Below are 25,412 nucleotides of genomic sequence, written 5' to 3'. Positions count from 1 at the left end.
AGAGTTTGCCCTTCTCTCTGTGAGTCCGGCGACTATAATCGGCAGCCAACTTTTCCTGCACGGCATCCCCTCTTCATTATGACCACACAGGCTTCTGCCGTATTGCGCTACCCCAAGGGGTGGTTCGCACTGACCACGGTGTACAGTTTTACCGGGTTGGCCATTCTGGCCTCCATCGTCTTCTCTCTGCTGCTGTTTCTCTCCATCGATGACAACCCGTTGATGAAGTGGCTGTTCGGCGGCCTGGCCATCATCTTCGAGCTGGGCAAGTTTTATGTCTGGTACGAATATGGCGAGTGCAAAGCGCGGCGGGATCTCGGCGGTGCCTTCTGGTCGCTGCTGTTCTACAGCGTGCTGGCGGCCATCTCCATCGGCGGCAGCATAGGCGGCATCAACAGTGCCACCAACACTGTGCTGAGTCAGCAGGCGCGACATGAGCGGGAGCTGGCCCGTTTCGACGAGCAGATCGCCAGCATAGAGCGCCAGATCCAGCTCAACGAGGAGGCGGCGCGCAAGTACATAGAGATGGCGCGGATCTCCAGCGGCGTCAGCGGCTTGCAGCAGGCCAACACCAAGCTCAGGTTGCAGCAGGATGAGTTGCGCCAGGAGCGTGACGCCAAGCCGGTCAACGAGCAATCCTCCATGCTGGGGCTGATGAGCAGCCTGGCGGCTGTGGTGGCCCAGGTGCGCTCCGTGCTGGAGAGCGGCGAGCTCAAGTGCAGCAAGCGCTCGGTGGCGCAGGCCCTTTCGCTGTCGCTGGAGGAGGTGGACAAGGTATTCCAGCATCTGCTGGCGGAGGGGGTGTTGGGGCAGGGCAGCAACCGCCACTACCATCTCAGCTCGCAAGCCGGTTGAAATCAGGGCCACCTCGGGGTGGCCCTTATTTTGCGACGTGAGCGGCGCCTGGCTAGTGAGTCAGTACCATCATCAGGCTGAGGAAAGCGGCCAGTCCGCCACCTATGCCGATGATCCAGTAAAACCCCTTGGCCCCCTGTTTGAGCGGGATGCGGAAGTAGAGCAGCAAGGCCCACCACCCCAGAGCCAGCAACAGAGGAATAAGAAACATTCGAGCCATGGTGTCCTCGCTGTTATTCTGTTGACCCTTGATCAATCAACAGGATGGATTGTGCAATGACGCAGCTACAGATTACCGCATTCGGCGACCCCTCGGTACTCAAGCTCAACCCTTCCCTCGATAAGGTGCCGGCAGAAGGGGAGGTCCGGGTGCGCATCTGCTTTGCGGGGGTCAATCCCATCGATGCCAAGACCCGCGCCGGCCTTGGCTGGGCGGCGGCCGAAAACAAGGACAAGTTGCCCTGGACACCCGGCTATGATGTGGCGGGCGTGATAGAGAAAGTCGGCCCTGGCGTCACTTCACTGGTAGAGGGTGATCTAGTGTGCGGCATGGTGGGTTTTCCGCTGGCAGGGGGCGCCTATGCCGAATCCGTCGTGGCGAGTGAGGGGGAGCTGATCAAGCTCGATGGCGTGCCCCTGGGACAAGGGGCTGCCTTGCCGCTGGCGGGCCTCACCGCCTGGCAAGGGTTGTTTGAGCACGGTGGCCTCAAGCCGGGACAGCGAGTGCTGATCCTGGCCGGTGCGGGCGGCGTGGGCCATCTGGCTGTGCAGTTTGCTGCTGCCGATGGTGCCGAGGTGGTGGCAACGGCCAGCCGCGACAATCACAGTTTTCTCCATAGTCTGGGAGCCAGTCAGATGGTGGATTATCACGACCCTGACTGGGTTGCCCAGATCGTCGATCACACCGGTCAGGTTGATCTGGTGCTGGATCTGATGGGGGGCGAGAGCGGCAAGGCGGCGCTGGCCTGCATCAAGCCCGGTGGCAAACTGGTGACTGTACCCACCATCACGGCCCAGCAGATCAAGGAGGCGGCGGCGGGATCTGGCGTTGAGGTACTCGGCATGCTGGTGCACCCCGACAGCGAGCAACTGGCCAAGATACTGATCCTGCTGCGTCAGGGGCAGGTACAGGTGACCGTCTCTGCCGAGTTTGCACTGGCAGACGGCGGGCTGGCCCATCAGGCCATCGAGGAGGGCCATGTTCGTGGCAAGCTGCTGCTGCGCATGCCTGCGGCCGAACACGACCTCATAGGAAGGTCATGATGGCGGCCGTGCCTGATGGCCGACTGGGCCACCCAGCGTCGCCAGTTTGCTGCCTATGGTGATCTCCCATGAATGACCTGATGGAGATGGGGCTGGGCTGGCTGTTTTTGAGCGCCTTCACCTCCGCCACCCTGCTGCCTGGCAGCTCGGAGGTCTTGCTGGGGGCCATGGCTGCCAAGGGACAATGGAGCATGACCAGCCTGCTGCTGTGGGCGACCCTGGGCAATACCCTCGGCTCCATGACCACCTGGTGGCTTGGCTGGCTCGCCACCTTCAAGAAAAAACCGGAAGATTTTCAAGGCCGTGGGGAACAAAAAGCCCTCGGCTGGCTCAAACAACATGGTCATTGGTGTCTGCTGCTGGCCTGGACACCCGTGGTCGGCGATGGTCTCTGTCTGCTGGCCGGTTGGCTGCGTCTCTCCTTCTGGCGCTCTCTTATCCTGATCGGGCTTGGCAAATTGTTGCGTTATGCCCTGATTTTTCTGCTGGCCAGTCATATTTTCTAGCCCTTTTCTTCACTCACGAGGTAACCGTGAACAAACTCATTCCATTCAGCATTCTTCTGGGCTTCACCCTGCCGGTGCTCGCGGCACCTACCCTGGTGTCGGAGCAGGTCAAGGAAGAGGGCAAGCTCGGTATTCCTTATCAGATGTACAAGCTGGACAACGGCCTGACCGTGATCCTGGCGCCCGACAAGTCCGATCCCCTGGTACACCTGGATGTGACCTATCACGTAGGCTCGGCCCGTGAACAGGTGGGCAAATCCGGCTTCGCCCATTTCTTCGAACACATGATGTTCCAGGGCTCGAAGCACGTCGGTGATCAGGAGCATATGCGGATCATCAACGAGGCGGGTGGCAGCATGAACGGCACCACCAACAAGGACAGAACCAACTATTTCGAGACTGTGCCAGCCAATCAGCTGGAAAAGGTGCTCTGGCTTGAGGCGGATCGCATGGGCTTTCTGCTCGATGCGGTCAGTCAGAAGAAGTTCGAGATCCAGCGCGCCACCGTCAAGAACGAGCGGGCCCAGCGCATTGACAACCAACCCTACGGTCTGGTGAGCGAGAAAGTGGGGGAGGCGCTCTATCCGCGCACCCATCCCTACTCCTGGCAGCCCATCGGTTATGTGGAGGATCTGGACCGGGTCGGGGTAGATGACCTCAAGCAGTTCTTCCTGCGCTGGTACGGCCCCAACAATGCCACCCTGACCCTGGGGGGCGACTTCGATACCAAGCAGGCGCTGGCCTGGATTGAGCAATACTTTGGCTCCATTCCCCGTGGCCCTGACGTGGCAGAGCCGACCCCAGCCCCCGTGACCCTGCCCGAGACCCGCTACGTGACGCTGGAAGACAAGGTTCACCTGCCGCTGCTCTATATCAGCTATCCGACCGTGTCGCTCGGTGACCCGCAGGAGCCGGCGCTGGACATGTTTGCCGACGTGCTCGGCGGCTCCGCCAGCTCCATGCTCTATCAGTCGCTGGTGAAAACCGGCAAGGCCATAGACGTGGGCGCTTCCCACTACTGCGAGGAGCTGGCCTGCACCCTGACTGTCTATGCCTATCCCAACCCTACGGTAGATGGCAGCCTCAAGACCCTCAAGGGGGAAGTGGACAAGGTGATCGGCGAGTTTGCCGGTCGCGGCCTCAAACCGGAGGACCTGGAAAAGGCCATCAGCAGCTACCGTGCCTCCGCCATCTGGGGGCTCGACAGCGTCTCCGGCAAGGTGAGCCAGCTCGCCATGGGCCAGGTGTTTGCCCAGGACCCCAACTATGTGTTCAAGAGCCTGGATGCCATCGGCAAGGTGACACCTGAGCAGGTCAAGGCGGCCTACGACAAGTTCATCCTGGGCAAGCCGGCGGTAGTGCTGAGCGTCGTGCCCAAGGGCAAGACGGATTGGCAGGTGGCCAAGCCGAACTTCATCCCTGCCAAGCGGGTGTTGCCGGATTACAGCCAGCACGATGAACCGCTGGCGCTGCGTCCGGTCAAGGACAACTTCGATCGCAGTGTGCAGCCCAAGGCGAGCGAGGCGGTCAGCGTCAAGGTACCTGCCATCTGGCACGGCAAGCTCGACAAGAACATCGAGATCATCGGGACCCAGAGTGACGAGATCCCGGCCGTCTCCATCATGATCGCCCTGCCGGGTGGCATGCGTGCCGAGGGCAAGGGAGAGCTTGGGCTCGCCAGCCTCACCGCCAGCATGCTGGGTCAGGGCTCGGTGCGCCTGACCGAGGCCCAGCTCAGCGACGAGCTGCAAAAGCTCGGTTCCAGCGTCAGCGTCTCCAGCGCCCAGTACAGCAATCTGGTCACCATCAGCAGCCTGACGGACAAGCTGCCCCAGACCCTGGGTCTGGTACGCGAGGTATTCGAGCGCCCCGGCATGCGGGAGGCTGACTTCGAGCGGGTCAAGGCGCAGATGCTGCAAGGCATGAAGCAGAGCCAGCAGCAACCCGAGTGGCTGGCAGGCCAGGCCTTCCGTGAGCTGGTCTATGGCAAGGAGAACCGCCTCGGTCAACCGGGCGACGGCGTGCTGGCCGATGTCGAGAAGCTGACTTTGGCGGATGTGAAGCGCTTCTATCAGAACTACTACAACCCGACCAACGCCAAGGTGGTAGTGGTGGGTGACGTAGCCCAGCAGCAGGTGGAGGAGCAACTTGGCTTCCTGACCCAGTGGAAGGGGGCAGCGCCCACCCTTGGCAGCCTCAAGCCCGAGGGTGAGCAGGCCAAGCCGGGTATCTATCTGGTGGACAAGCCCGGGGCTCCCCAGTCGGTGATCCGCATTGGCCGTCGCGCCATGCCGTTTGATACCACGGGGGATTACTTCACCGCCGGGCTGATGAACTTCAACTTGGGGGGCAACTTCAACAGCCGTATCAACCTCAATCTGCGGGAAGACAAGGGCTACACCTATGGCGCCAGCTCGGGCTTCTCCGCCAATCGTGAGGTGGGTACCTTCGCCACCGGCGCCAATGTGCGGGCCGATGCGACCGTGGATGCCATCCGTCAGTTCCTCAAAGAGATGGACAACTATCGCAACAGCGGCCCGACGCCGGTGGAGCTGGCCTATATGCGCAGTGCCGTCTCCCAGCAGGATGCCCTCTCCTACGAAACCCTCGGCCAGAAGGCCGGTTTCCTGCTGCAGATGATCATGTATGACCTGAAGCCGGACTATGTGCAGGCCCAGAACCAGCTGATCAAAACGGTGTCACCAGAGGTGCTCAAAGCCAGTGCCGCCCGTTGGCTCGATCCGGCTGACATGGTGATTGTGGTGGTGGGGGACAAGCAAAAGCTTGAAAAACCCCTGAAGGAGCTTCATCTTCCCATCTATCCGTTGCAGTTGCCCTGAGGGCGCTTCATAAAAATAGTGTCGCCCCCCTGAGGGGCGGCCACACATGAGCCGTGAATATGACTACGACTAGCTTGTCACTCACCGAGTTGTTGACCGCCCTGGGTTCGCCTGATCGGCTGACGGCCCTCAAGGGGATCCGGCGCGGGATCGAACGTGAATGTCTGCGCATTACCCCGCAAGGGACTCTCTCCCAGACGGATCACCCCAGGAGTCTGGGCTCTGCGCTGACCCATGCCAACATCACTACCGACTACTCCGAGAGCCTGCTGGAGTTCATCACACCGGCGACCGACTCCATCGACAGCCTGATGGAGCAGTTGGGCGACATTCATCGTCACGCCATCCACCATCTCGGTGATGAGCGGATCTGGCCGCTCTCCATGCCCTGCTTCGTCGGCGACGAGGAGAGCATACGGCTGGCCCAGTACGGCAGCTCCAACATAGGGCGGATGAAGACCCTCTACCGGCAGGGGCTGAAGAACCGTTACGGCAGCCTGATGCAGGTGATTGCCGGGGTACACTTCAACTTCTCCATGCCGGACAGCTTCTGGTGCGAGTGGCAGGATCTGGTGGGTGAGGGCTGCTGCAGCCAGCGCTTCATCTCCGACAAGTACATGGGGCTTATTCGCAACGTCTACCGCTTCGGCTGGCTGGTACCCTATCTGTTTGGCGCCTCGCCGGCCATCTGCGACTCTTTCCTCAAGGGGCGCAAGAGCAGCCTGCCGTTCCAGAAAACCGGCAAGGGCACCCTCTATCTGCCTTACGCCACAGCGCTGCGGTTATCCGATCTCGGCTACACCAACAGCGCTCAGGCAGGCTTGAAGATAAGCCACGATAGCCTGCCCGACTATGTGAGCAGCCTGCGTCGTGCCATCAACACCCATGATCCCGACTTCGCCAAGATTGGGGTCAAGGTGAACGGCGAGTACCGTCAGCTCAACGACAATGTGTTGCAGCTGGAGAACGAGCTGTACGCCCCGATCCGGCCCAAGCGCACACCGCGTAGTGGCGAGAAGCCCTCAGATGCGCTCGAGCAGCGTGGCATCGAATATATCGAGCTGCGCACCGTGGACGTGAACCCCTTCACGCCATTCGGTATCGATGCGGATCAGATCCGCTTCTTCGACCTCTTCCTGGTCTGGTGTCTGCTGCGCCCGTCTCCCGTGCTGGGGGACGAGGAGATTGCCCGCAATCGCCGTAACCAGAACAAGGTAGTGCTGGAAGGGCGTCGCCCCGGCCTGGAACTGGAAGATGAGCAGGGCAACGCCATCGGCCTCAAGGAGTTCGGCCTCCAGCTGTTTGACGAGCTGGCCCAGGTGGCCGAGCTGCTGGATCGCTGCTGTGGCCGCAATCGCTACCGCGAGACCCTTGCGATGCACAGGGAGAAGCTGCTCAACCCGGATCTGACCTACTCTGCCCGTCTGCTCAAGCAGTTGCTTTCGAGCGGCCAGGACAACGGCTGCTTCGGCGACGAGCTGGCGAGCCGCTACCGGGAAGAGATGCTGGCCGGTGAGCTGCAGTACTGGGATCAAGCCTATTTCGCCGCCGAGGCGCGGGAATCCCTGGCCAAGCAGCGGGAACGTGAACGCAGCGACAGCCTGTCGTTTGATGACTTCCTGGCCGACTACTTCGGTATCCGTCAGACCACGACCTGATCCCTCTGCTTCTCTGTTTGCAAGCCGCTCCCGGGAGCGGCTTTTTATTGCGCGGTTTGTCATTCCAGCCAGCACGCCAAAGCGTCCAAAAAGTACCCGAAAATAAGTGTGAGTCAGCCTTCACTTCAGCAGGGCCTGTGGTGCTTTTATTGTCAATCGGCTCACATTTCGCCCTTTTGCAGCTTGAGTCTTGTGGGATGGGGGCCTAACGTCTCGGTAACTGAAACGATTCAGCTTTCGCAAAAACCATTCACAAGAACAAGAGACACGAGGATAAATCCATGTTGAAGAAACTCTCCATTGCCATTCTGCTCGCCCTGGGCGCGAGCTCGGGCCAGGCCGCCGAATTCCTGTTGACCGACTCCCAGCAGGGGCTGGATGTGGGGGACTGGAAGATAAGCAGCGACAAGCTGGGTATCAAGAGTCCGGTCCCCTTCTCCATCGAGAAGAAGCGGCTGCACGGCGGACGGCAGGAGGGGGTGGATCTGCTGATCGTCGACAACGGCGTGATGAAGATTACCCTGGTGCCGACCCGAGGCATGGGGATCAAGGAGGTCAAGGGGGCCGATCTGCGCCTTGGCTGGGATTCTCCCGTCAAGGAGGTGGTCAACCCGGCCTTCATCGATCTGGAGAGCCGCGCCGGTCTCGGCTGGCTCGATGGCTTCAACGAGATGCTGGTGCGCTGCGGTTACGAGTGGACAGGCCACCCCGGGGTGGACGATGACGGCCGACTCAAGAGCCTGCATGGCCGGGTGCAGAACATACCGGCATCCGTGGTCAGCGTGACCATAGATGAGGAGCCGCCCTATGCCATTCATGTGCTGGGTCGGGTGGATGAGCGCACCTTCAAGATGAGCGAGCTGGTTACCTGGACCCAGCTGAGCGTAGTGCCCGGTCAGGCGGAATTTTCCCTGCAGGACAAGCTGACCAACCACGCGGATTATGAGAACGAGTACCAGATCATCTACCACAGCAACTTCGGGGCGCCGATCCTGGAAGAGGGGGCGCAAGTCAGCACGCCGGTGAAGCAGATATCCCCGTTCAACGACTACGCCAAGGCGGGCCTGAAGAGCTGGCAAACCTATCTGGGGCCGACCAAGGGCTTCGACGAGATGGTGTTCAACCTGGTGCCTTACAGCGATGCCGATGGCAATACGCTGGCTGTGCTCAACAACCGGCAGGGCAGCGCCGGTGTGGCGGTGGCCTACAACACCCACCAGTTGCCCGTGCTGACCCTGTGGAAGAACACCGACACCCGGGCCCAGGGGTATGTGACGGGTATCGAGCCTGGCACCAGCTATGCCTACAGCACCAAGTACCAGCGTCCGCTGGGGCTGGTGCCCAAGATCCAGCCGGGCGAGACCAAGACCTTCGATCTGACCTATCGTCTGCTGCGCAATGGGGATGAGGTGAAGCAGGCGCTGGCAGAGGTCGACAAGATCCAGGGGGGCCGTCCCACCGAGATGCGCGAGCTGCCACTGGTCAAACTGCCCTGATCACTTGTCAGACAGACAGCAAAAAGCCGCTCGATGAGCGGCTTTTTGATTTCATGGCGGGCGGGATCAGACGTGGTTGTACTCAGACATGGTTGTACATGGCCTCGATCTCGCTTTGATACTTGGATTCAATGATCTTGCGGCGCAGCTTCATGGTGGGGGTGATCTCTCCCAGCTCCATGGAGAAGGCGCTCGGCAGCAGGGTGAACTTCTTCACCTGCTCGAACTTGGCCAGCTCCTTTTGCAGATCCTGGATGCGGGCATCGAAGAACTCCATCACCCGGGAGTTGCGCAGCAGCTCCGTCTTGCACTGGTACTGCAGGTTGATGGAGCGGGCGTACTCTTCCAGCGACTCGAAGCAGGGCACTATCAGCGCCGAGACGAAGTGGCGGGCATCGGCGACGATGGCGATCTGCTCGATGAAGCGATCCTTGCCGATGGTCCCTTCCACCAGTTGCGGTGCCACGTATTTGCCGTTGGAGGTTTTCATCAGCTCCTTCAGCCGTTCGGTGAAGTAGATGTTGCCGTCCTTGTCCAGCTCGCCTGCATCACCGGTACAGAGAAAGCCATCTGCGGTCATCACCTCGGCAGTGGCTTCCGGCTTGTTGTAGTAGCCGCGCATCACTGTCGGTGAGCGCACCAGCAGCTCGTTGTTCTCCCCCAGCTTCACTTCGATGCCATTCAGGGCGGTGCCGATAGAGCCCAGCTTGAATTGTTGATCTTCGTAGCAGCAGACGGTAGCCGTGGTCTCCGTCATGCCATAGCCGTACTTGAGGTTGAGCCCCATGGCCTGGAAGAAGAGATTCACGTCGTCGGCCAGACGAGCGCCGGCCACCGGTAGGAAGCGGGTATGGCCGCCAAAGCGGGCGCGCAGCTTGCGAAACACCAGTCGCTCCGCCAGCGCGAGCTGGGCACAGAGCAGGGGAGAGGCTGATTTGCCCGCCTGACGGGTCGCCACCATCTGCTTGCCGACGTGGGTGGCCCAGCCAAACAGGGCGCGGCGCAGGCGCGGCGCCTGGGCAACCCTGGCCTGGATCATGGCGTAGGCCTTCTCGTAGAGGCGCGGGACGGCGCACATCACGGTCGGCTGCACCTCGCCGATGACGTCCATCACCTTCTGCGGGTCGCGAATGTAGACGTTCTCGGCGCCGCAGTAGAGCACATAGTAGGTCCAGGCGCGTTCGAACACATGGCTCAGCGGCAGCATGCAGAGCGACACATCTTGCTCGTTGAGGTCCAGGCGGCTGTTGTGCATCTCGAAACAGGCGGCGATGTTGGCAAAATCGAGCATGACCCCCTTGGGTTCGCCCGTGGTGCCCGAGGTGTAGATCAGGGTCAGCAGGTCATCCATCCGGTACTGGCTTTCCCGTACCCGCAGCTCCTGCTCGCTGGCCTGATGGTTGCCGGAAGCGAGAAACTCCTGAAAGTGGCTGGCCTGGGCGCAGCCGCGCAGATTGACCTTGCCATCGAGGGCGACAATCTGGCGGATCTCGCCATCATTCAACAAGGTCAGCGCCTGATCGAACTGGGGCTGCTCACCGACGAACAGCAGGCCGATACTGGCATCGCGCACTATGTACCTGAGTTGCTCAAGGGTACTGGTGGGGTAGATGGGCACGCTGACGCCGCGGGCGGCGAGGATGCCGAGATCTGCCTGGGTCCACTCCGGCATGTTGCGGGCGTAGAGACCGACCATTTCGGTTGGCTGGTGACCGGCGCGGATCAGCGCCTGGGCACAGTAGTCCATGGCCTGTCCCAGGGTACGCCAGCCGATGGCGCGCCACTGGCCATCCTGTTGTACGCGCAGGGCGGCCTTGTTGCCAAGCCGGGCAATACGTTCACGCATCAGTCGAACCAGATGGAGTTTCGGCATCAGTCAAACATCCTCAAGTAACAGTTGTACGCCCGCGAGGGCACTAAAATTCGCGCTAGAGTTTAAACTCCAACATTACAGCTTACAAGTGTTCGCTGTTTGTCCTGGATCACAAAGTCGCCAACCAGGGCGAGCTGAGGCATGATGCTTGATAACCATAAGGATCCGGTTAACGGGAGCAGATGATGATATTGAAAGGCCGGCTGGTAGTGATAGTCGTTGCGGTTGTGGTGGTGGTGTCATTATTGATGGTTGGGGTCACCTGGTGGCTCTGGGCAAATCGTCAGGTGACCTCGCCCTGGTACTACGGCATCAAGGGATACAATCAGGCCCAACAGCAGGCAGCAAGCAGTGGCAAGCCGTTGCTCTATCTTCTGGAAGGTAAAAAATGCCGTAGATGCGAGCTGCTGGACAAGCTGCTGTGGCGTGATCCTGCCATGGCGAAGGTGTATGGGGAGGTGGTCAGGGTGCGGCTCAAGGCTGACAATAAAGATGGCAGTGAACTGGTCTTGAGCTATTTCCCCAAAACGACCACCTTGCCTGGCGTTTACTTGCAAGAGAGTGGTGGCCCTTTCAAACCCATCAAGATAGTCCCAGATATCCAGCAGGTCTGGATGCCCGGTGTGACCTGGCAGAGAGGTTATTTCATGCCGCTCTCTCCGGCGGCTTTCGCTGCTGTGGTCCACACTACGCTTGCGTTGCAAGATCCTGCGGTAAACAATGCGCCGCTGGAATGACAGCCCGTATCAGCTGAAGTCGAACAGGCGGGACATGAGCACGGCATCTTCCCGCTCGTTGCCGGTGCCGTAGTAGTCGACCCGGCGGCAATACTCTGCAAACCCTTCACTCTCGTAGAGGCCGATGGCTGTCTTGTTGCTGGCGCGCACCTCCAGAAACCAGGCCTCGGCTCTCTTTTCCTTGCTGCGGGCGAGATACTCCTTCAGCAGTGCCCGTCCCAGCCCCTTGCCCTGAAAATCGGGGTGCACGCAGATGTTCATCAGCGAACTGTCGCCCGCCACCAGATCCGAGATGTAGAACCCCGCAGGCCGTCCATCCACCAGCATCAAACCATTGAGATAGCGCGGCCCGAAACAGGAGAGCAGATTGGCCTGGCTCCAGGGCTCCTTGTGGGCGGCTTGTTCTATGGGATAGACAAGCTCGAAGTCGGATTCGAGCAGGGGGCGAAAGAGGTGCATGATCACTCCGGTTAATGCGGGGACGGCTGGCCCGGTCGGCCAAATGTAAAGTTTGGTAAAGATGAGATGGCCGGGCTGCATTGCGGCCCGGAGCCGATCACAATGAGCCCTGTTCTTGGCTGGATGGCGCCCGTTGGCGCAACTGTTGCCACAGCGCCCGTTTGTGGGGCGCATCGGGAGAGAGCGAACAGATCAGCGCCTCTGGCCAGCGAGGATCCGGCTCGGTGAGCCAGAGCAGCGGGGGGGCAGCTTGTTCGGGCATCTCCTGCAGCAGGCTCACCTCATGGGGGGCAATCCCCAGCAACTGGCAGATGTCATGGAGCAGAGCGGTATCCGGCAGCGCCGGTGCCCGCACCCAGAGCTTGCCGGTGGGCAGGTCGGCATGAGGCCGGGGGTCTGGCTGCCCGGTCTGTGCTGCCTCATCACGAGAGCCAGCCAGTAACTGGGGGCGCCTGAGTTGCCAGCCTTGAATACCGATTCTGGCCAAGATGTGCTGGCGAACGGGATCTTGCATGGATGATGACTCACTCTTGATCTGAGTTGGTGAAAAATGTGCTGCGAAGGGTACACTCGAACGCCTTTTTCTGCACTCTTTGCCATTCTGCTGTGCTTCCAGTCCGGTCAGTCGGGATGGGGTTGGCAGGCAGACCATAACAGACAACATCATAATAAAACCAACCCCGGGCAATCTGATCGTCATGACGTGACCCGGAATTATCGTGATCCCAGCTTCGGAATGCTCTCTATGTCATTATCTGCTCACAGTTCTGCCCGTGCCGTGCCCATTCATGAACGCCTGCCCAACCTGCTGGCCGCCCTCGGCGAGGGGCTTTATGAACGCCAGGATGCCTTGCGGCTAGGCCTGCTGGCGGCACTGAGCGGCGAGAGCGTGTTTCTGCTGGGTCCCCCCGGGATTGCCAAGAGCCTGATTGCCCGTCGTCTCAAGCTTGCCTTCCATGAAGCCCGTCACTTCGAGTACCTGATGACCCGCTTCAGCACGCCGGAGGAGGTGTTTGGCCCCTTATCTATCCAGGCCCTGAAGGAAGATGGCAAGTACCTGCGCCTGACCGCCGGATATCTGCCCCAGGCCGAGGTGGTCTTTCTCGACGAGATCTGGAAGGCGGGCCCGGCCATCCTCAACACCCTGCTGACTGCCATCAACGAGCGTCAGTTCCGTAACGGTGACGAGACACTCCCCATTCCGATGCGTCTGCTGATCAGCGCCTCCAACGAGCTGCCCGCCCCGGACAGCGGGCTGGATGCGCTCTATGACCGCATGCTGGTGCGTGTCTGGATGGACAGGGTGCAAGAGAAATCCAACTTCCAGGCCATGTTGTCCAGTGATGGCGCCTCCCCCCGTCACCTCTCTCCCGCCCTGCAGGTGCAAAGCGAGGAATACCTGCTGTGGCAACGGCAGATCGAGCAGGTGGTGTTGCCCGACGAGGTATTCGAGCTTGTCTATCAGCTGCGACAGCGGCTCGACAGCATGGGCGACGAACCCTGCTATGTCTCGGATCGGCGCTGGAAAAAGGCGGTGCGCCTGTGCAAGGCCAGTGCCTTCTTCCATGGCCGGCGGGAGGTAGCGCCTCTGGATCTGCTGCTGCTGAAAGATTGTCTCTGGCATAACGAAGAGAGCCGCACCGCCCTGCTGACGCTGATGGAGGAGTTTGCCCGCCTGCACTGCTACCGGCAGCAGGCATTGATTTCCCGTCATATGGCCGTCACCTCGGCCTTGCAGGAGTTGCAACAGCAGATGAGTATCCGGCTGGCGCTCAAGGCTGATCCCCACAAGGGGATGCTGGGCAAGCGCAGCAAGGGCTGGCAATTGCCCCTGGAGGAGGCCCGCAAGCAGGGGGAGCGGGGACTGCAAATCCAGCTGCACCTGCTTACCCCGGCCCGACTCAGCCCGGAGGAGCCGGATCTGCTGGTAGAGACACTGGAGTGTGACAAGGTGGTGCTAGGTCACTGGCAGTTCGGTGGCGACAAGGTGATGTTCCATCCCGTTGGCAGCAAGACAGGATTGACGCTGGAGCTTGAGCTCGACAGCGGCCAGCGTCTCAATCTGCTCGACAGCCAGCGCCACCCCATTCCTCTGGTGCTGGTGTGCCGTGAGCCCTTGCCTGGTCTGATAAGCGCCCCCTGGTACAAGACCCTTGCCAATCTCAATGACCAGCTGGCGGCCTTGCGCACCGAGCTGCGTCGCCAGCGTCATCGTTTTGATGACCACCAACCCCACCATTTCATCGCCTCGCGCTGGCTGGTTGCCATCGAGGAGGGCTTCTTCACCCTGGCCCGTGAACTTGATCAAACGGCTGAGCAACTGGCCCAGTGGCAGCAGCGCCTGCCACTGCTGTGCGGGGAGCAGGGGTAAATGATCGAAATTGGCACTATGAGCGCCTTGCTGGCGATCTCGGAGGGAGAGATGGTGTCCGAGATGGTGGTCGCCCTGCTGGCCAGTACCCAGATCTCCCGCTTCATCCGGATAGGCAAGGCACAGGGGCGTTCCCTGAAACAGCGGCTGCAGCGCTGGCGCCATCAGGTGAACGACACCATAGCCCATACCCCTGTGCCTCCCGTGCTGGAACAGGAATTTCTGCTCTATCAGCACTTTATCTCCCTTTCCCTCGCTCGCCTTGTGGCCGAGTTGCCTACCCTGCTCAGTGCTCTGGAGCGGGGTAGCGACTTTGCCGATGAGGGGCGACAGCTGGCCCATCAGTTGGTGGATCATCCCACCGAGGGTGCCAGGCGGCTGATGCTTGAGAAGTGGCGAGCCAGCCTGGTGGGCGCTTTGCTGCGTTTGCAGCAGGAGCTGGCCGAGGCTGAGCGGCTCAGGTTGCAGCAGGAGCTGGAGGAACAGATCGGCGCCAGCGAGGAGCTGGAACAAGTGCTGGATCCCCAGCGGCGCACGGCCGGTGGCTTGTGGAACCTGGCTCAGGGACGCTGGCAGCCTGCCTCTCTGGTGCTGATCCGCCAATATGCCGCCATGCTGCGCAAAGAGCCCATGTTGCAGGAGATCGCAGACAGCATGGGGCGCAGTCTGCACGATAGCGAGCAGTTGCAGCGGCCCCAGCCGCCGCAGCCCACCCTGATCCAGGAGCCGGTGTTAAGTGACGATGTGCCCGATGATCTGGTCGGGATCCACCCGGCCAATGATCTGATGAGAATGCTGCCGAGTGAGGCCGTCATGCTGGGGGTGCCCGAGCTGGAGCTGGAGTTTTACCGCCGCTATCTGGAGCGGCGCCTGCTCAGCTATCAGGCCAGAGGCACCCTGCCGAGGCATCAGTTGCTGCCTCGTACCACGGATCGGGGTGATCAGGAGTTGCAGCCCATGGGGCCAGTGATTGTCTGTATCGACACGTCCGGCTCCATGGGGGGTTACCCTGAGCAGTGTGCCAAGGCGCTGGCGCTGGCGCTGTTGCAGCTTGCCTTGACCGAGCAGCGGCGCTGCTTCGTGATGCTCTTCTCCACCGATGTGGCGACCTTCGAGCTGACCGATGCCAACGGCCTCGATGAGGCTCAGCGTTTTCTGGCCATGACCTTCAATGGCGGCACGGATCTGCTGCCCTGCCTGAGCGCCACCCTGCAACAGTTACAGGCGCCCGGTTTCGAGCTGGCGGATGTGCTGGTGATCTCCGACTTCATTGCCCAGCGTCTGCCCGCTTCGCTGGTGGAGCTGATGGACCGCCAGCGTGGCCGTGGCACCCGATTCAACGCCGTTGCCATGTCCCGTCACGCCAAGCCGGCCCTGCTGCGGGTGTTTGACAAAAGCTGGCTACTCGACTGCGGTCTGCGCGGTCGCCTGCTGCGCCGCTGGTTGCGTAGCTGATATTGACCCCCCTGATCCGCGCCATACTGGCAGACTGGCCAGCACAACGCCGACACACAAGAGGCCCATGGCCAGCCATACCGGCTGGGAGAGGGTCTCTCCCAGCAGCCACCAGGCCAGCATGGCCGCCATCACAGGCGTCAGGGAGCCGAGTGCCGAGCTGACCTCGGCCCCCAGGGTGCGAATGGCGTGGGCGTAACAGAGCGCCGCCAGCAAACCGGCCCCAATTCCCTGCAACAAACCCTGCCATAACCAGATGCTGGCATGACTCACTGTGGGCAAGGGGCTCCACAGGAGTGTCGGCAGCAGCAACAGGGCTGAGGGCACCGCCACCAGGGCGGCGGCATCCAGAGCCGTGAGTCCGCTATGCCTGACTGCCAGGGTAAACAGGGCCCACAGCAGGGCCGCCCCCAGAAAACAGACTTGCCCCTGCCATAAACCGGGCTCCCCGCTCAGCAGCAGGGTCGCCGTGGCCAGGGCGATGAGGGAGAGCCCGCAGCGCCGTTGGGCGGGGCAAGGTTCGCGCCACAGCAGCAGGCCCAGCAGGCTGACCATGAGGGGGGCTGTGCCCGGTATCAGGGCGCTGCCCTGGGCGACCGGAGCCAGCTGCATGCCGGTGGCGCCGAGCCAGAAGAAGGGCAGACCGGCCCCGGTCAGCATGGCCAGCTGCCAACGCAGGGGAACGCTGTGCAGCCGGGTGCGGTGGCGCCAGTAGTAGGGAAGCAGCAGCAAGGCGGGGATCCCAAATCGGAGCAGCGCCAGCGCCTGTGGCGGGAGTTTTTCCTCGGCACCAAGGCGCAGGGAGAGGAAGAAACCGGACCAGAGCAGCACAGTGGCGAGGGCGGCGGCCCAGCCGCTGCAACGGGGTGACAGGGTGAATGACATAAGAGCTCCCTCCATGGAATGTCCTGCACCATTATCCGGCCGGGAGGGAGGGTGTTTCAGGGCAAACTGTTTGAGAAATCCGGATGTAGTTGCTAGTTTCAGCCAATCCAACAGGGATTTTTACCGGATATCGCCAAGATGCTCGACAGAATTGATTTACATCTGCTGCGGTTGCTGCAACAGGATGGTCGCCTCTCCACAGTGGAGCTGGCGGAGCAGGTTGGTTTGTCAGCCTCCCCCTGTGCGCGGCGCCTGAGGCGACTGGAGGGGGAGGGACACATTCAGGGGTATCGTGCCGTGCTGGCGCGGGAGAAACTGGGCCTTGGCATCACCATCTTCGTCAACGTGCGGCTCAGCCAGCACAAGGAGCCCTTGGTAGATGCCTTCGAGCAGGCGGTGGCGGCCATGGCTGAGGTGATCAGCTGCCACACCGTCTCCGGCAATTACGACTATCTGCTGGAGGTGGTGGTGCCGGATCTGCCCGCCTATGAGCAGTGGATCAGACGATTGCAGTCCCAGGACATGGTCAATGACATCAGCAGCCACTTCGCCATTCGCGCGGTCAAGGTGATGGGGCCGCTGCCCATTTGACCTTTTTCAGGCGCCGGGCTGGTGGCCGAGTCCCCGCTCGTTGACCTGATCCTGATCCAGCAGGGGCTGGCCGCTGGGCTGGGAGACATAAAAACCCCGCTTGCCGCTGCGCTTGACCCGGTACATGGCCTGATCGGCTCTGGCCAGCGCCGTGCTGAAGTCATCCTGTGGCCGGATCTGCGCTATCCCCATGCTCAATCCCACCTCGGCCTCGCCGTTGGGCAGCTCGAACGGAGTCGAGATGGCATTGACGCACTGGTGGGCCAGGTGATGGGTGCGGGGATCGTCACTGTGCCAGGGCAGCAGCAACACGAACTCATCCCCGCCGAGGCGGCCCAGCTTCACCCCTTCGTCACAACAGGCCTTGATCCGCTGGGTGAGGGCGATCAGCAGCTCATCACCTGCCCTGTGGCCCAGGTTGTCGTTCACCTGCTTGAAGTTATCGAGATCGATGAAGCAGATGGCCCTGAACTCCTGCGGGAACTGGCGTTGCAATGCAGTGCGATTGAGCAGGCCAGTGAGAGGATCCCGATGGGCGAGCTGGGCGAGCTGCTGTTCGTACTCCTTCTCATGGGTGATGTCGATGTGGGTACCCATCACCCGCAGCGGTTTGCCCTGCTCATCCCACTCCACCACCCGGCCCCTGTCCAGCACCCAGGTGGTCTTGCCATCCTTGGCGATCATGCGGTGCATCACCTGATAGAAGGGGCTTTTGCCGCTCAGATGATCGAAGAAGGCCTGCAGTACCCGCTCCCTGTCTTCCGGATGCAGGTGTTCACGCCACACATCGAAGTGGGCCGACAGCTCCTTGGGCTGGTAGCCGAGCATGGCCCCCCAGCGTCGGTTGAAGATGATGAGCTTGCCGGTGGGAAGGTGATTCTGCCAGATACACAGGCCAGTGCCGTCCATGGCGGCATCCAGTTTCTCCCGCGCATCGTCGGCCACCCGCTTCAGGCGCTCATTCTCCTGCAGCAGCTTGTCATAGGCGGCCTGCAGCTCCTCGTATGTCATGAACTCGTTCTTCCCTGTGGTCGTTGCGGCCTATAGTCGATGCTGACTGTGAGCCTGTAAAGTGCGACAAAACGATAATGCAACCCTCCTCTCGTCTTGCACTCCGCAAAGCTTCTGGTCGGGGCTGATCGCCCGTGAGTGGTACCGCATGGACAGGTTTTGCTGGCGAGCTACCCAAGGAGCGATATGATAAGTCCATGTTTGCGCCGCAATGAGCTTGTTTCCTCTCATGATTCCTAAAATGGCTTCACTTTGTCTGATGCCGCTGCTCCTGCTCGCAGGGTGGGCCGCGCCGGTGTGGGCAGCCCGTGGCCCCTTGCCGGAACCTGTGCTCGTCGGGGAGCTGAGCCAGTTGGAAAATGATGCTCTTCCCCCTCGAGTCTTCCGGTTGCGGGTTGCCGCCTTGGCGGCCCACAGGGAGAGCTACTCACCACAGTTGCAGGGACGCATCGCCCGGTTGCAGTGCTGGGCGCGCGATTCCGAGCGTACCAGCGAATATGAGGCGACCATTGCGTTTGCCAGTGAGCAGTTGGCGTCGGCTCGCAAGCAGCAGGACAGAGAGACGGAGGCCGGGCTCTTTATCTGCCGGGGCTTCAATCAGCAGATGCTGGGCAATATGACCCAGGCCAAGGCGGATTATGATGCCGCCCTGGTACTGGCTGAGGCTCTCGAGGATCCTCGTCTGAAGAGCGATGCACTCAGTTATCGGGGCGATATGTTTGCCTATCAGGGGGCATTGGCACAGGGCTTGATAGACCTGCTCGCCGCCTATGACGGCTATGTTGCGCTGGGACTGGAGGGGATGAGGCTGCAGGTGTTGGCCCAGATTGCCAACACCTACCGGCGAATGGGGATATACGCGCGAGCCCATGAGTATTTTGAAGAGCTGATGGAGGCCTATCTGCAACGGCACGATCAGAGCAACCTGATCGATGTCGGTACCCAGCTGGCCATCCTCTATACCGATCAGGGCCGTTACGAGCAAGCCCTGCCCCTGCTAGAAGCGGGGGAGCGTTATTACCGTCAGCAGCAGAGAGAGATGGATCTCGCCTGGCTCAGGGTCGAGTTGTCCTGGTGCCTGCTGAATCTGAAGCGGGTTGACGAGGCGCTGACCAAGCTGGAGCAGGCGAAACCTGTTCTGTATCGACATGAAAAAGATACGGACGAGGCGACGCTGGGGCTATGGCAACTGGTGATGGGATTGACGCTGGATGCCAAAAAGGAGTGGGACAAGGCCCTGCACTATCTGGCCAGGGCCGAGTCCATCTTCAGTCAGGAGCAGAACCAGCGCTTTCTCGCCTGGATCTATCAGGCAAGGGCCAGAATTCTTGAGCAGCAGGGTCAGGTCAATGGTGCGCTGGCGGCGCTCCAGCAGTATGTGCAGATAAAGAGCGAGCTGGATCGCTTGCTGAACGAACAGCGTTCGGCCCAGATCCGTCTGGAGTTCGATCTGGCGCGCAAGGAGCTGGAGAACCAGACCCTCAAGACCCGGCAGCTGGTTCAGGCCGAGCGGTTGAAGCAGTTGCAGGAACGGCGCCAGTGGCAATATATCGTGGTGGTACTGTTGCTGGTCGTTATGGGGATGCTGGCGCTCTACCTGTTAAATCGCTCCCGCAAGCTGCGTCAGCTTGCCATGACCGACGAGCTGACCGGCATCCACAATCGTCGCCAGATCCAGGCCAAGGGAGAGGTGTGGTTCAGGCAGGCCAGAGACAATGGCAAGCCACTGTGCGTGCTGATCCTGGACATAGACCACTTCAAGCAGGTCAATGACACCCTGGGTCACCACATGGGAGACAGGGTGCTGACTGCCGTGGCCAGGTGCATCGGCGCCCAGATGCGTCATCTGGACAGGGTCGGGCGGCACGGTGGCGAAGAGTTTCTGGTGCTGCTGCCTGATACCCGTATGGAGGAGGCACTCGAAGTGGCTGAGCGGATCCGTCATGAGGTCTCCCGGTTGCACATAGAGGAGATGCCGGAGGGCCATCCGGTGCATGTCAGCATCGGCTGTGCCGAATGCAGCCTGCTCGATGAGACTCTGGGGGATCTGATCAAACGGGCCGATGAGGCCATGTACAGAGCCAAGCAGGCCGGTCGCAACCAGGTAATGCGGGCCGAATAGGGCGATCTGGCACCCTTCGCGAACGGCTCTAAGCCGGGCTGGGTATTTTTCACTCGCGCGGGTATAATGTCGCGCAATTTTGCTTTGACTCAGGCGAGAAGACCCATGTAACGCAGCCCTCCTCCCTCTCTCCACCGGGTTGGCAAAACGCCAGCTGGCGTGGCTTTTGTTGCGTATACATGTGCCGTGAGCGGCATCCCGTATTTATTCCCACGGTGGCCAAGGCCGCCGCCCAATAGAAGAACGTTGAATTATGTCAGCTGAATTTCTGAGTGAAGTCTCCAAGAGACGCACTTTTGCGATCATCTCGCACCCGGATGCGGGTAAAACCACCATCACCGAAAAGGTCCTGCTGTTCGGACATGCCATTCAGCGCGCCGGTACCGTCAAGGGCCGTGGCTCGGGCCAGCACGCCAAATCCGACTGGATGGAGATGGAGAAGCAGCGTGGTATCTCCATCACCACCTCTGTGATGCAGTTTCCCTATGCGGATTGCCTGGTCAACCTGCTCGATACCCCGGGTCACGAGGACTTCTCCGAAGATACCTACCGTACTCTGACGGCGGTCGACTGCTGCCTGATGGTCATCGATGCCGCCAAGGGTGTCGAAGATCGTACTCGCAAGCTGATGGAAGTGACCCGGCTGCGCGATACCCCCATCCTCACCTTCATGAACAAGCTGGACCGCGAAGTGCGCGATCCCATGGAAGTGATGGACGAGGTGGAACGCGAGCTGAAGATCATGTGTGCTCCCATCACCTGGCCCATCGGCTGCGGCAAATCCTTCAAGGGTGTCTATCACCTCTACAAGGATGAGACCTATCTGTATCAGACCGGTCAGGGCCATACCATCCAGGAGAAGCGGGTGGTCAAGGGCCTGCACAACCCGGATCTGGACGCCGCCATCGGTGAAGATCTGGCAGCCCAGCTGCGTGGTGAACTGGAGCTGGTGCAGGGCGCCTCTCCCGAGTTCGATCACGAGGCCTTCATCGCGGGCGAGATGACGCCAGTCTTCTTCGGTACTGCGTTGGGTAACTTCGGTGTCGACCACATGCTGGACGGCCTGACCGACTGGGCTCCGGCCCCCATGCCGCGCAAGGCCGAGAGCCGCATCGTTGAAGCGACCGAGGAGAAGTTCTCCGGCTTCGTGTTCAAGATCCAGGCGAACATGGATCCGAAACACCGGGACCGTATCGCCTTTATGCGCATAGTGTCAGGCACTTACTGCAAGGGCATGAAGATGCGCCACGTGCGCATCGGCAAGGATGTGAACATCTCCGACGCCGTCACCTTTATGGCAGGTGATCGCGAGCAGGCCGTGGAGGCGTGTGCCGGTGACATCATAGGTCTGCACAACCACGGCACCATACAGATCGGCGACACCTTCACCCAGGGCGAAGATCTCAAGTTCACCGGCATCCCGAACTTTGCGCCCGAGCTGTTCCGCCGCATCCGCCTGCGCGATCCGCTCAAGCAGAAGCAGCTGCTCAAGGGACTGGTCCAGCTCTCTGAAGAGGGGGCTGTGCAGGTGTTCCGTCCGCTCATCAGCAACGATCTCATCGTCGGCGCGGTCGGTGTGCTGCAGTTTGACGTAGTAGTTTCGCGTCTGAAGAGCGAATACAACGTCGAAGCCCTGTACGAGGCGGTCAACGTTTCCACTGCCCGCTGGGTGGAAGGGACTGACGTCAAGAAGTTCGAAGAGTTCAAGCGCAAGAACGAGCTGAACCTGGCGCTGGATGGCGGTGACAACCTCACCTACATAGCACCGACCATGGTCAACCTGCGTCTGTCTCAGGAACGTCATCCGGACGTTCACTTCCGTCAGACTCGCGAGCATTGATCACCCCGCCCGCGCCCTGCGGGTGGCTGATGACAAGAGAGACCCCGCTTCGGCGGGGTCTTTTGTTATGTGCGCTTTCGGGAGGCTATCCCCATCCGGGGCTTGATGTGTGAATAAAAATAACGGATAAGTGATTTAAATTTCATTAATGGAGATGAATATGTCCGTCACTCTGCCTGTCGAGGCGCAGTTTGCCGCCTACAATGCCCACGACCTCGACGCCTTCCTGGCCTGTTTCGCCGAGGATTTCAAAGGCTATCGCATGCCGACCGAGACCCCGAGCACAGTCGGCAAGGGGGCGCTCCGTAGCTTCTATGCCGAGCACAGATTCAACAACCCGGCCTTGCGGGCCGAGCTGCTTTCCAGAACCCTGCTCGGCAACAAGGTGTTCGATCACGAGCTGATTTATGGTCTCTCCCCTGAGCCCATCGAGAGCGTGGCGGTGTTCGAGGTGAAGGACGGCCTTATCCAGACAGCCTGGTTCTATTTCCCCTCTTGATACGAATATCTAACTATTTCTCCATACGGCGCCAATATATGGTTCCTCTTGGTTATGGGATTTCGGAAAAACTGCAATAAGGACATTGAATGCACATTATCCAGGCCACCCCGGATCATCTTGAAGAAATCAGTTGCCTGTTTGATGCCTATCGGCAGTTTTATGGGCAGGCGCCGGATCAGAGTGCCGCAACCGGGTTTATCGCCGATCGCCTCGAGGATGCCGATTCAGTTATCTTTCTTGCTCGCAATGAGATGGGTGAAAGCATCGGTTTTACCCAGCTTTACCCGGCATTCTCTTCCATTGCCATGAAGTGGATGTGGTATCTCAACGATCTCTTTGTCATCGAGTCAGCCCGCCAGCAGGGAGTGGCGCGAGCCCTGTTAAAACGGGTGGCAAGTTTTGCCAAAGAGACAGATGCGCTGACTGTAAAGCTGGCCACAGCCGTATCCAATCATCCTGCCAAATCGCTCTACGAATCAGAGGGATATCAGAAGGTCATCGCCTTTGATCACTACACCCAACGGGTTTAGGTGAGGCAGAGGGCACCGTTTATAGGCAACTTGTTTGCTCCCTTCTCCCCTCGCGGGAGAAGGGCTGGGGATGAGGGGGATAGGAGCTCACATTTACTCTGCCGGCATCAGCTCCAGCACCATGCAGATCTCGCAGGCATCGTGGCCGGTGCAGCCAAGCGGCCCAGGCAGATGCTCGAAGCCGAGGGATTCGTAGAGCGCGGTGGCCTCGCGCAGCACGGCGGTGGTCTCCAGGTAGCAGCGCTGATAACCGAGCGCGCGCGCCTCGTCCAACGCCTGCAGCACCAGCCGTCGACCCAGCCCCAACCCGCGCAGGGAGGGCATGAAGTACATCTTCTGCAGCTCGCAGACCTGCTCCTCTTCCCCCGCCAGCGGCGCTATGCCTCCGCCGCCGAGGATGGTGCCATCAGGCCCTTCGATCACCCAGTAGCGGCTCTTCTCGCCCAGATAGGTCTCGTACAGCCGATCGAGGTCAGGGTCGGCCACCCCGTAGCCCTTGTCGGCGGTGAGGCCGTATTCGGCGGAGACAGCGCGCACCACAGCGGCGATATGGGGATTGTCGGCGGCAGTGATGGAACGGATGCGGTAGCCCTGCTGACGGCGGGCGCGGGAGAGGGCGCTGCGATAGAGGCGCAGACCGGCCCACAGTTGCTCGCGCTCGCTCAGGGTGAGCTGGGCCAGGGTCTCTTCCATGGCGCTGTCCATCTCCTGATGCAGATCCAGCAGTTGGGCCTGGCCGGCGATGGTGAGGCGCGCCTCCTTGCTGCGGCCATCGGACGGATGGGGGTGCCAGCTGATGAGCTCCCGTTCGGCGAGGCGGGCCAGCGGGCGGCTGGCATTGGACTTGTCGATGCGCAGCCGCTCGGCCAGTTGCTGGTTGGTGGCGGGGCCGCTCTCCAGTTCGATCAGCAGATGGGCTTCGAGCGGGGTCAGTGCCAGCTCGCCACACTGCTGGGAGAGCATGCCGAGTTCGCGAACCAGATCGCGCGACAGGGCGCGCAGGGGACGGGGATCCATATCAGGGCTTCCTATTTGGTTGTCTTCAACAACCAATATAGCCAACTAGTTGTCACTGGCAACCTTTTTATGGGGGTTGAGTGGTGGATCATGAGGCGGACAAGGAGAGGCCGGACATAAAAAAGGGCCCGAAAGGGGCCCAAACATTGGAAACCCGCGCCCGTGGGCGCGGATCCCATCCTTGGTTGGTCATGAACCGGCGTGTTTACACCAGCTCTGTCAGCATGGCGTCGGCATAAGGGGTCAGTACCTCGCCCTTCTGCACTTTGGCGAGATAGTCCGGGTTGGCGATCAGCGGGCGGCCAATGGCGATGAGGTCGAACCGGTTGGCCTTGATGGCATCCAGAGCGGTGTCGGCGCTGTAGTTGCCAACTCCGACCAGATGACCGTCGTAGTGGGCGCGCAGGTAGTCGGAGGCGCGGCCATCCAGATAGTCAAAGGTGAGGCTGTCATCGAAGATGCCCAGATGCACATAGGCCAGGGCGCGCTGGTTCAGCTCGGCCAGCAGATAATCGAACACGGCGCGATCCCGCTTGTCACCTTCCAGATGCACATAGGCGCCGGGGGAGAGACGCAGTCCCACTCGATCTGCCCCGATGCGGGCGTTGACCGCATCCACTACTTCCAGTGCGAAGCGGCTCATGTTTTCCGGGCTGCCGCCGTACTGATCGGTACGCAGGTTGCTCGAATGGTGCAGGAACTGGTCGATGAGGTAGCCGTTGGCACCGTGGATCTCAACCCCGTCAAAACCTGCTTCAATGGCGTTGGCAGCGGCCTGGGCGTAATCCTCGGCCAGCTGGCCTATCTCGGCCACGGTCAGGGGACGGGGCACCTGATACTCCAGCTCGCGCATGCGCGGTACAGTCCCCTCATGGGCTACGGCTGACGGTGCCAGCACTTCGCCATGATGGAAGAAAGGGTGGGAGAGGCGGCCCACGTGCCACAGTTGGGCGAAGATCTTGCCGCCATTGGCGTGTATGGCGCTGGTGACTTTTTTCCAGCCTTCGATCTGCTCCGGGCTGTAGAGTCCGGGGGTATTGGGATAGCCCTGGCCATCCGGGCGAATGATGGTGGCTTCGGAGATGATGAGGCCGATATCGGCACGACGGGCGTAATAGGCGGCCATCTGTTCGGTGGGCACCAGGCCCGGACCGGCCATGCAACGGGTGAGCGGTGCCATCATGAAGCGATTCGCGAGGGTGAGGGTGTCGTTGAGGCGATAGGGCTGAAACAGGGTATTCATGATCGTCTGTCCTGAGGGAGTTGTTCTTGAACGTGCATTCAAGACGTTTTTTGTTTTGTGTGCAAGTCTTTTTTGAACGAGCATTCAACATGGGTTGGTCTTGCCTGCCAGCTGGGGTAAACTTGCCGCCCTTTTTGTTCCCCCTCATCGGCTCTGCG

General features: G+C 60.6%; 22 protein-coding genes. 14 read left to right on the top strand and 8 right to left on the bottom strand.

The genetic code is table 11. The annotated features are described in order from the left end of the window. Positions 1-78 precede the first annotated feature (78 nt). Positions 79-855, top strand: coding sequence for a hypothetical protein (locus GWQ27_RS08160; protein WP_275907103.1), 777 nt, complete (start codon positions 79-81; stop codon positions 853-855). Between the two features lie 52 nt (positions 856-907). On the opposite strand, the gene GWQ27_RS08155 is transcribed toward GWQ27_RS08160, so the two are convergent. Beyond that, on the bottom strand, positions 908-1,075 hold the full coding sequence (locus tag GWQ27_RS08155) for a hypothetical protein (protein ID WP_162265158.1): 168 nt from the start codon (positions 1,073-1,075) through the stop codon (positions 908-910). A gap of 44 nt (positions 1,076-1,119) precedes the next feature. Between GWQ27_RS08155 and GWQ27_RS08150 the strand changes: the two genes are divergently transcribed. From GWQ27_RS08150 to GWQ27_RS08130, 5 genes are all read left to right on the top strand, one after another. Then, positions 1,120-2,118, top strand: a complete 999-nt coding sequence (locus GWQ27_RS08150) for an NADP-dependent oxidoreductase (RefSeq protein ID WP_155602295.1) — start codon at positions 1,120-1,122, stop codon at positions 2,116-2,118. A gap of 68 nt (positions 2,119-2,186) precedes the next feature. After that, positions 2,187-2,624, top strand: a complete 438-nt coding sequence (locus GWQ27_RS08145; RefSeq protein WP_021138609.1) for a VTT domain-containing protein — start codon at positions 2,187-2,189, stop codon at positions 2,622-2,624. A 26-nt stretch (positions 2,625-2,650) separates the two neighbouring features. Then, a complete protein-coding gene (locus GWQ27_RS08140) occupies positions 2,651-5,464 on the top strand; it encodes a pitrilysin family protein (RefSeq protein WP_265422219.1) in 2,814 nt (937 codons plus the stop codon). Positions 5,465-5,523: 59 nt separating this feature from the next. Beyond that, positions 5,524-7,122, top strand: coding sequence for a glutamate--cysteine ligase (gene gshA / locus GWQ27_RS08135; protein WP_169046761.1), 1,599 nt, complete (start codon positions 5,524-5,526; stop codon positions 7,120-7,122). A 281-nt stretch (positions 7,123-7,403) separates the two neighbouring features. Beyond that, on the top strand, positions 7,404-8,618 hold the full coding sequence (locus GWQ27_RS08130) for an aldose 1-epimerase family protein (protein ID WP_111587985.1): 1,215 nt from the start codon (positions 7,404-7,406) through the stop codon (positions 8,616-8,618). 82 nt (positions 8,619-8,700) lie between these two features. On the opposite strand, the gene GWQ27_RS08125 is transcribed toward GWQ27_RS08130, so the two are convergent. Beyond that, the gene (locus GWQ27_RS08125; RefSeq protein WP_111587984.1) at positions 8,701-10,491 is read right to left on the bottom strand and encodes a long-chain fatty acid--CoA ligase; all 1,791 of its coding nucleotides are present in this window, start codon (positions 10,489-10,491) and stop codon (positions 8,701-8,703) included. Positions 10,492-10,739: 248 nt separating this feature from the next. On the opposite strand from GWQ27_RS08125, the gene GWQ27_RS08120 reads away from it, so the two are divergent. Then, positions 10,740-11,228: a thioredoxin family protein gene (locus GWQ27_RS08120; protein ID WP_336244488.1), complete on the top strand. Its 489-nt coding sequence runs from the start codon at positions 10,740-10,742 to the stop codon at positions 11,226-11,228. A gap of 9 nt (positions 11,229-11,237) precedes the next feature. Here GWQ27_RS08120 and rimI read toward each other — a convergent pair whose 3' ends face one another. Beyond that, positions 11,238-11,687, bottom strand: a complete 450-nt coding sequence (rimI, locus tag GWQ27_RS08115; protein WP_005313345.1) for a ribosomal protein S18-alanine N-acetyltransferase — start codon at positions 11,685-11,687, stop codon at positions 11,238-11,240. A 97-nt stretch (positions 11,688-11,784) separates the two neighbouring features. Further along, a complete protein-coding gene (locus tag GWQ27_RS08110; RefSeq protein ID WP_275907102.1) occupies positions 11,785-12,201 on the bottom strand; it encodes a DNA polymerase III subunit psi in 417 nt (138 codons plus the stop codon). Between the two features lie 231 nt (positions 12,202-12,432). Here GWQ27_RS08110 and GWQ27_RS08105 point away from each other — a divergent pair, with 231 nt between their 5' ends. Both GWQ27_RS08105 and viaA read left to right on the top strand, forming a co-directional pair. Next, positions 12,433-14,058 carry an ATPase RavA domain-containing protein gene (locus tag GWQ27_RS08105; protein WP_275907101.1) on the top strand — a complete coding sequence of 542 codons (1,626 nt, stop codon included), beginning with the start codon at positions 12,433-12,435 and terminating at the stop codon, positions 14,056-14,058. Then, positions 14,059-15,513 carry an ATPase RavA stimulator ViaA gene (viaA, locus tag GWQ27_RS08100; protein WP_005313338.1) on the top strand — a complete coding sequence of 485 codons (1,455 nt, stop codon included), beginning with the start codon at positions 14,059-14,061 and terminating at the stop codon, positions 15,511-15,513. Here the strand turns inward: viaA and GWQ27_RS08095 are convergent. Continuing rightward, positions 15,460-16,398, bottom strand: coding sequence for a DMT family transporter (locus GWQ27_RS08095; protein ID WP_219598377.1), 939 nt, complete (start codon positions 16,396-16,398; stop codon positions 15,460-15,462). The two genes, viaA and GWQ27_RS08095, sit on opposite strands and share 54 nt — an antisense overlap. 138 nt (positions 16,399-16,536) lie before the next feature. Between GWQ27_RS08095 and GWQ27_RS08090 the strand changes: the two genes are divergently transcribed. Beyond that, entirely contained in the window at positions 16,537-16,989 is a 453-nt protein-coding gene (locus GWQ27_RS08090) for an Lrp/AsnC family transcriptional regulator (protein WP_021138620.1), read from the top strand. Positions 16,990-16,995: 6 nt separating this feature from the next. Here GWQ27_RS08090 and GWQ27_RS08085 read toward each other — a convergent pair whose 3' ends face one another. Further along, a complete protein-coding gene (locus GWQ27_RS08085; RefSeq protein WP_275907100.1) occupies positions 16,996-18,000 on the bottom strand; it encodes a sensor domain-containing diguanylate cyclase in 1,005 nt (334 codons plus the stop codon). 241 nt (positions 18,001-18,241) lie between these two features. Here GWQ27_RS08085 and GWQ27_RS08080 point away from each other — a divergent pair, with 241 nt between their 5' ends. The 4 genes from GWQ27_RS08080 to GWQ27_RS08065 all read left to right on the top strand — a co-directional run bounded on the left by GWQ27_RS08080 (position 18,242) and on the right by GWQ27_RS08065 (position 22,994). Beyond that, positions 18,242-20,122, top strand: coding sequence for a diguanylate cyclase (locus tag GWQ27_RS08080; protein ID WP_275907099.1), 1,881 nt, complete (start codon positions 18,242-18,244; stop codon positions 20,120-20,122). 250 nt (positions 20,123-20,372) lie between these two features. Beyond that, on the top strand, positions 20,373-21,962 hold the full coding sequence (prfC, locus tag GWQ27_RS08075) for a peptide chain release factor 3 (protein ID WP_275907168.1): 1,590 nt from the start codon (positions 20,373-20,375) through the stop codon (positions 21,960-21,962). Positions 21,963-22,122: 160 nt separating this feature from the next. Then, positions 22,123-22,461 carry a nuclear transport factor 2 family protein gene (locus tag GWQ27_RS08070; RefSeq protein WP_058394971.1) on the top strand — a complete coding sequence of 113 codons (339 nt, stop codon included), beginning with the start codon at positions 22,123-22,125 and terminating at the stop codon, positions 22,459-22,461. A gap of 89 nt (positions 22,462-22,550) precedes the next feature. Next, positions 22,551-22,994: a GNAT family N-acetyltransferase gene (locus GWQ27_RS08065; protein WP_275907098.1), complete on the top strand. Its 444-nt coding sequence runs from the start codon at positions 22,551-22,553 to the stop codon at positions 22,992-22,994. Positions 22,995-23,087: 93 nt separating this feature from the next. Here GWQ27_RS08065 and GWQ27_RS08060 read toward each other — a convergent pair whose 3' ends face one another. Together GWQ27_RS08060 and GWQ27_RS08055 are read right to left on the bottom strand one after the other, a co-directional pair. Then, positions 23,088-24,011, bottom strand: coding sequence for a bifunctional helix-turn-helix transcriptional regulator/GNAT family N-acetyltransferase (locus GWQ27_RS08060; protein WP_275907097.1), 924 nt, complete (start codon positions 24,009-24,011; stop codon positions 23,088-23,090). A 205-nt stretch (positions 24,012-24,216) separates the two neighbouring features. Beyond that, positions 24,217-25,254 (bottom strand): alkene reductase, encoded by a 1,038-nt coding sequence (locus GWQ27_RS08055; RefSeq protein ID WP_275907096.1) that lies wholly within the window; start codon positions 25,252-25,254, stop codon positions 24,217-24,219. Positions 25,255-25,412: the final 158 nt, after the last annotated feature.

It is taken from the genome of Aeromonas sp. 5HA1 (assembly GCF_029237245.1).
GTDB lineage: Bacteria > Pseudomonadota > Gammaproteobacteria > Enterobacterales > Aeromonadaceae > Aeromonas > Aeromonas salmonicida.
Note: the sequence above shows the minus strand (reverse complement) of the source record. Positions and strands in the feature narration are given on the sequence as shown.

Bases quoted from the DNA above. Each gene is read 5' to 3' on its own strand.
- GWQ27_RS08060 (WP_275907097.1), bottom strand. From the start codon at position 24,011: ATGGATCCCCGTCCCCTGCGCGCCCTGTCGCGCGATCTGGTTCGCGAA.
- GWQ27_RS08105 (WP_275907101.1), top strand. From the start codon at position 12,433: ATGTCATTATCTGCTCACAGTTCTGCCCGTGCCGTGCCCATTCATGAA.
- GWQ27_RS08065 (WP_275907098.1), top strand. From the start codon at position 22,551: ATGCACATTATCCAGGCCACCCCGGATCATCTTGAAGAAATCAGTTGC.
- GWQ27_RS08130 (WP_111587985.1), top strand. From the start codon at position 7,404: ATGTTGAAGAAACTCTCCATTGCCATTCTGCTCGCCCTGGGCGCGAGC.
- GWQ27_RS08055 (WP_275907096.1), bottom strand. From the start codon at position 25,254: ATGAATACCCTGTTTCAGCCCTATCGCCTCAACGACACCCTCACCCTC.
- GWQ27_RS08070 (WP_058394971.1), top strand. From the start codon at position 22,123: ATGTCCGTCACTCTGCCTGTCGAGGCGCAGTTTGCCGCCTACAATGCC.
- GWQ27_RS08160 (WP_275907103.1), top strand. From the start codon at position 79: ATGACCACACAGGCTTCTGCCGTATTGCGCTACCCCAAGGGGTGGTTC.
- viaA (WP_005313338.1), top strand. From the start codon at position 14,059: ATGATCGAAATTGGCACTATGAGCGCCTTGCTGGCGATCTCGGAGGGA.
- GWQ27_RS08155 (WP_162265158.1), bottom strand. From the start codon at position 1,075: ATGGCTCGAATGTTTCTTATTCCTCTGTTGCTGGCTCTGGGGTGGTGG.
- GWQ27_RS08150 (WP_155602295.1), top strand. From the start codon at position 1,120: ATGGATTGTGCAATGACGCAGCTACAGATTACCGCATTCGGCGACCCC.
- GWQ27_RS08095 (WP_219598377.1), bottom strand. From the start codon at position 16,398: ATGTCATTCACCCTGTCACCCCGTTGCAGCGGCTGGGCCGCCGCCCTC.
- GWQ27_RS08090 (WP_021138620.1), top strand. From the start codon at position 16,537: ATGCTCGACAGAATTGATTTACATCTGCTGCGGTTGCTGCAACAGGAT.
- GWQ27_RS08145 (WP_021138609.1), top strand. From the start codon at position 2,187: ATGAATGACCTGATGGAGATGGGGCTGGGCTGGCTGTTTTTGAGCGCC.
- GWQ27_RS08125 (WP_111587984.1), bottom strand. From the start codon at position 10,491: ATGCCGAAACTCCATCTGGTTCGACTGATGCGTGAACGTATTGCCCGG.
- GWQ27_RS08080 (WP_275907099.1), top strand. From the start codon at position 18,242: ATGGCTTCACTTTGTCTGATGCCGCTGCTCCTGCTCGCAGGGTGGGCC.
- rimI (WP_005313345.1), bottom strand. From the start codon at position 11,687: ATGCACCTCTTTCGCCCCCTGCTCGAATCCGACTTCGAGCTTGTCTAT.
- gshA (WP_169046761.1), top strand. From the start codon at position 5,524: ATGACTACGACTAGCTTGTCACTCACCGAGTTGTTGACCGCCCTGGGT.
- GWQ27_RS08110 (WP_275907102.1), bottom strand. From the start codon at position 12,201: ATGCAAGATCCCGTTCGCCAGCACATCTTGGCCAGAATCGGTATTCAA.
- GWQ27_RS08120 (WP_336244488.1), top strand. From the start codon at position 10,740: ATGGTTGGGGTCACCTGGTGGCTCTGGGCAAATCGTCAGGTGACCTCG.
- GWQ27_RS08085 (WP_275907100.1), bottom strand. From the start codon at position 18,000: ATGACATACGAGGAGCTGCAGGCCGCCTATGACAAGCTGCTGCAGGAG.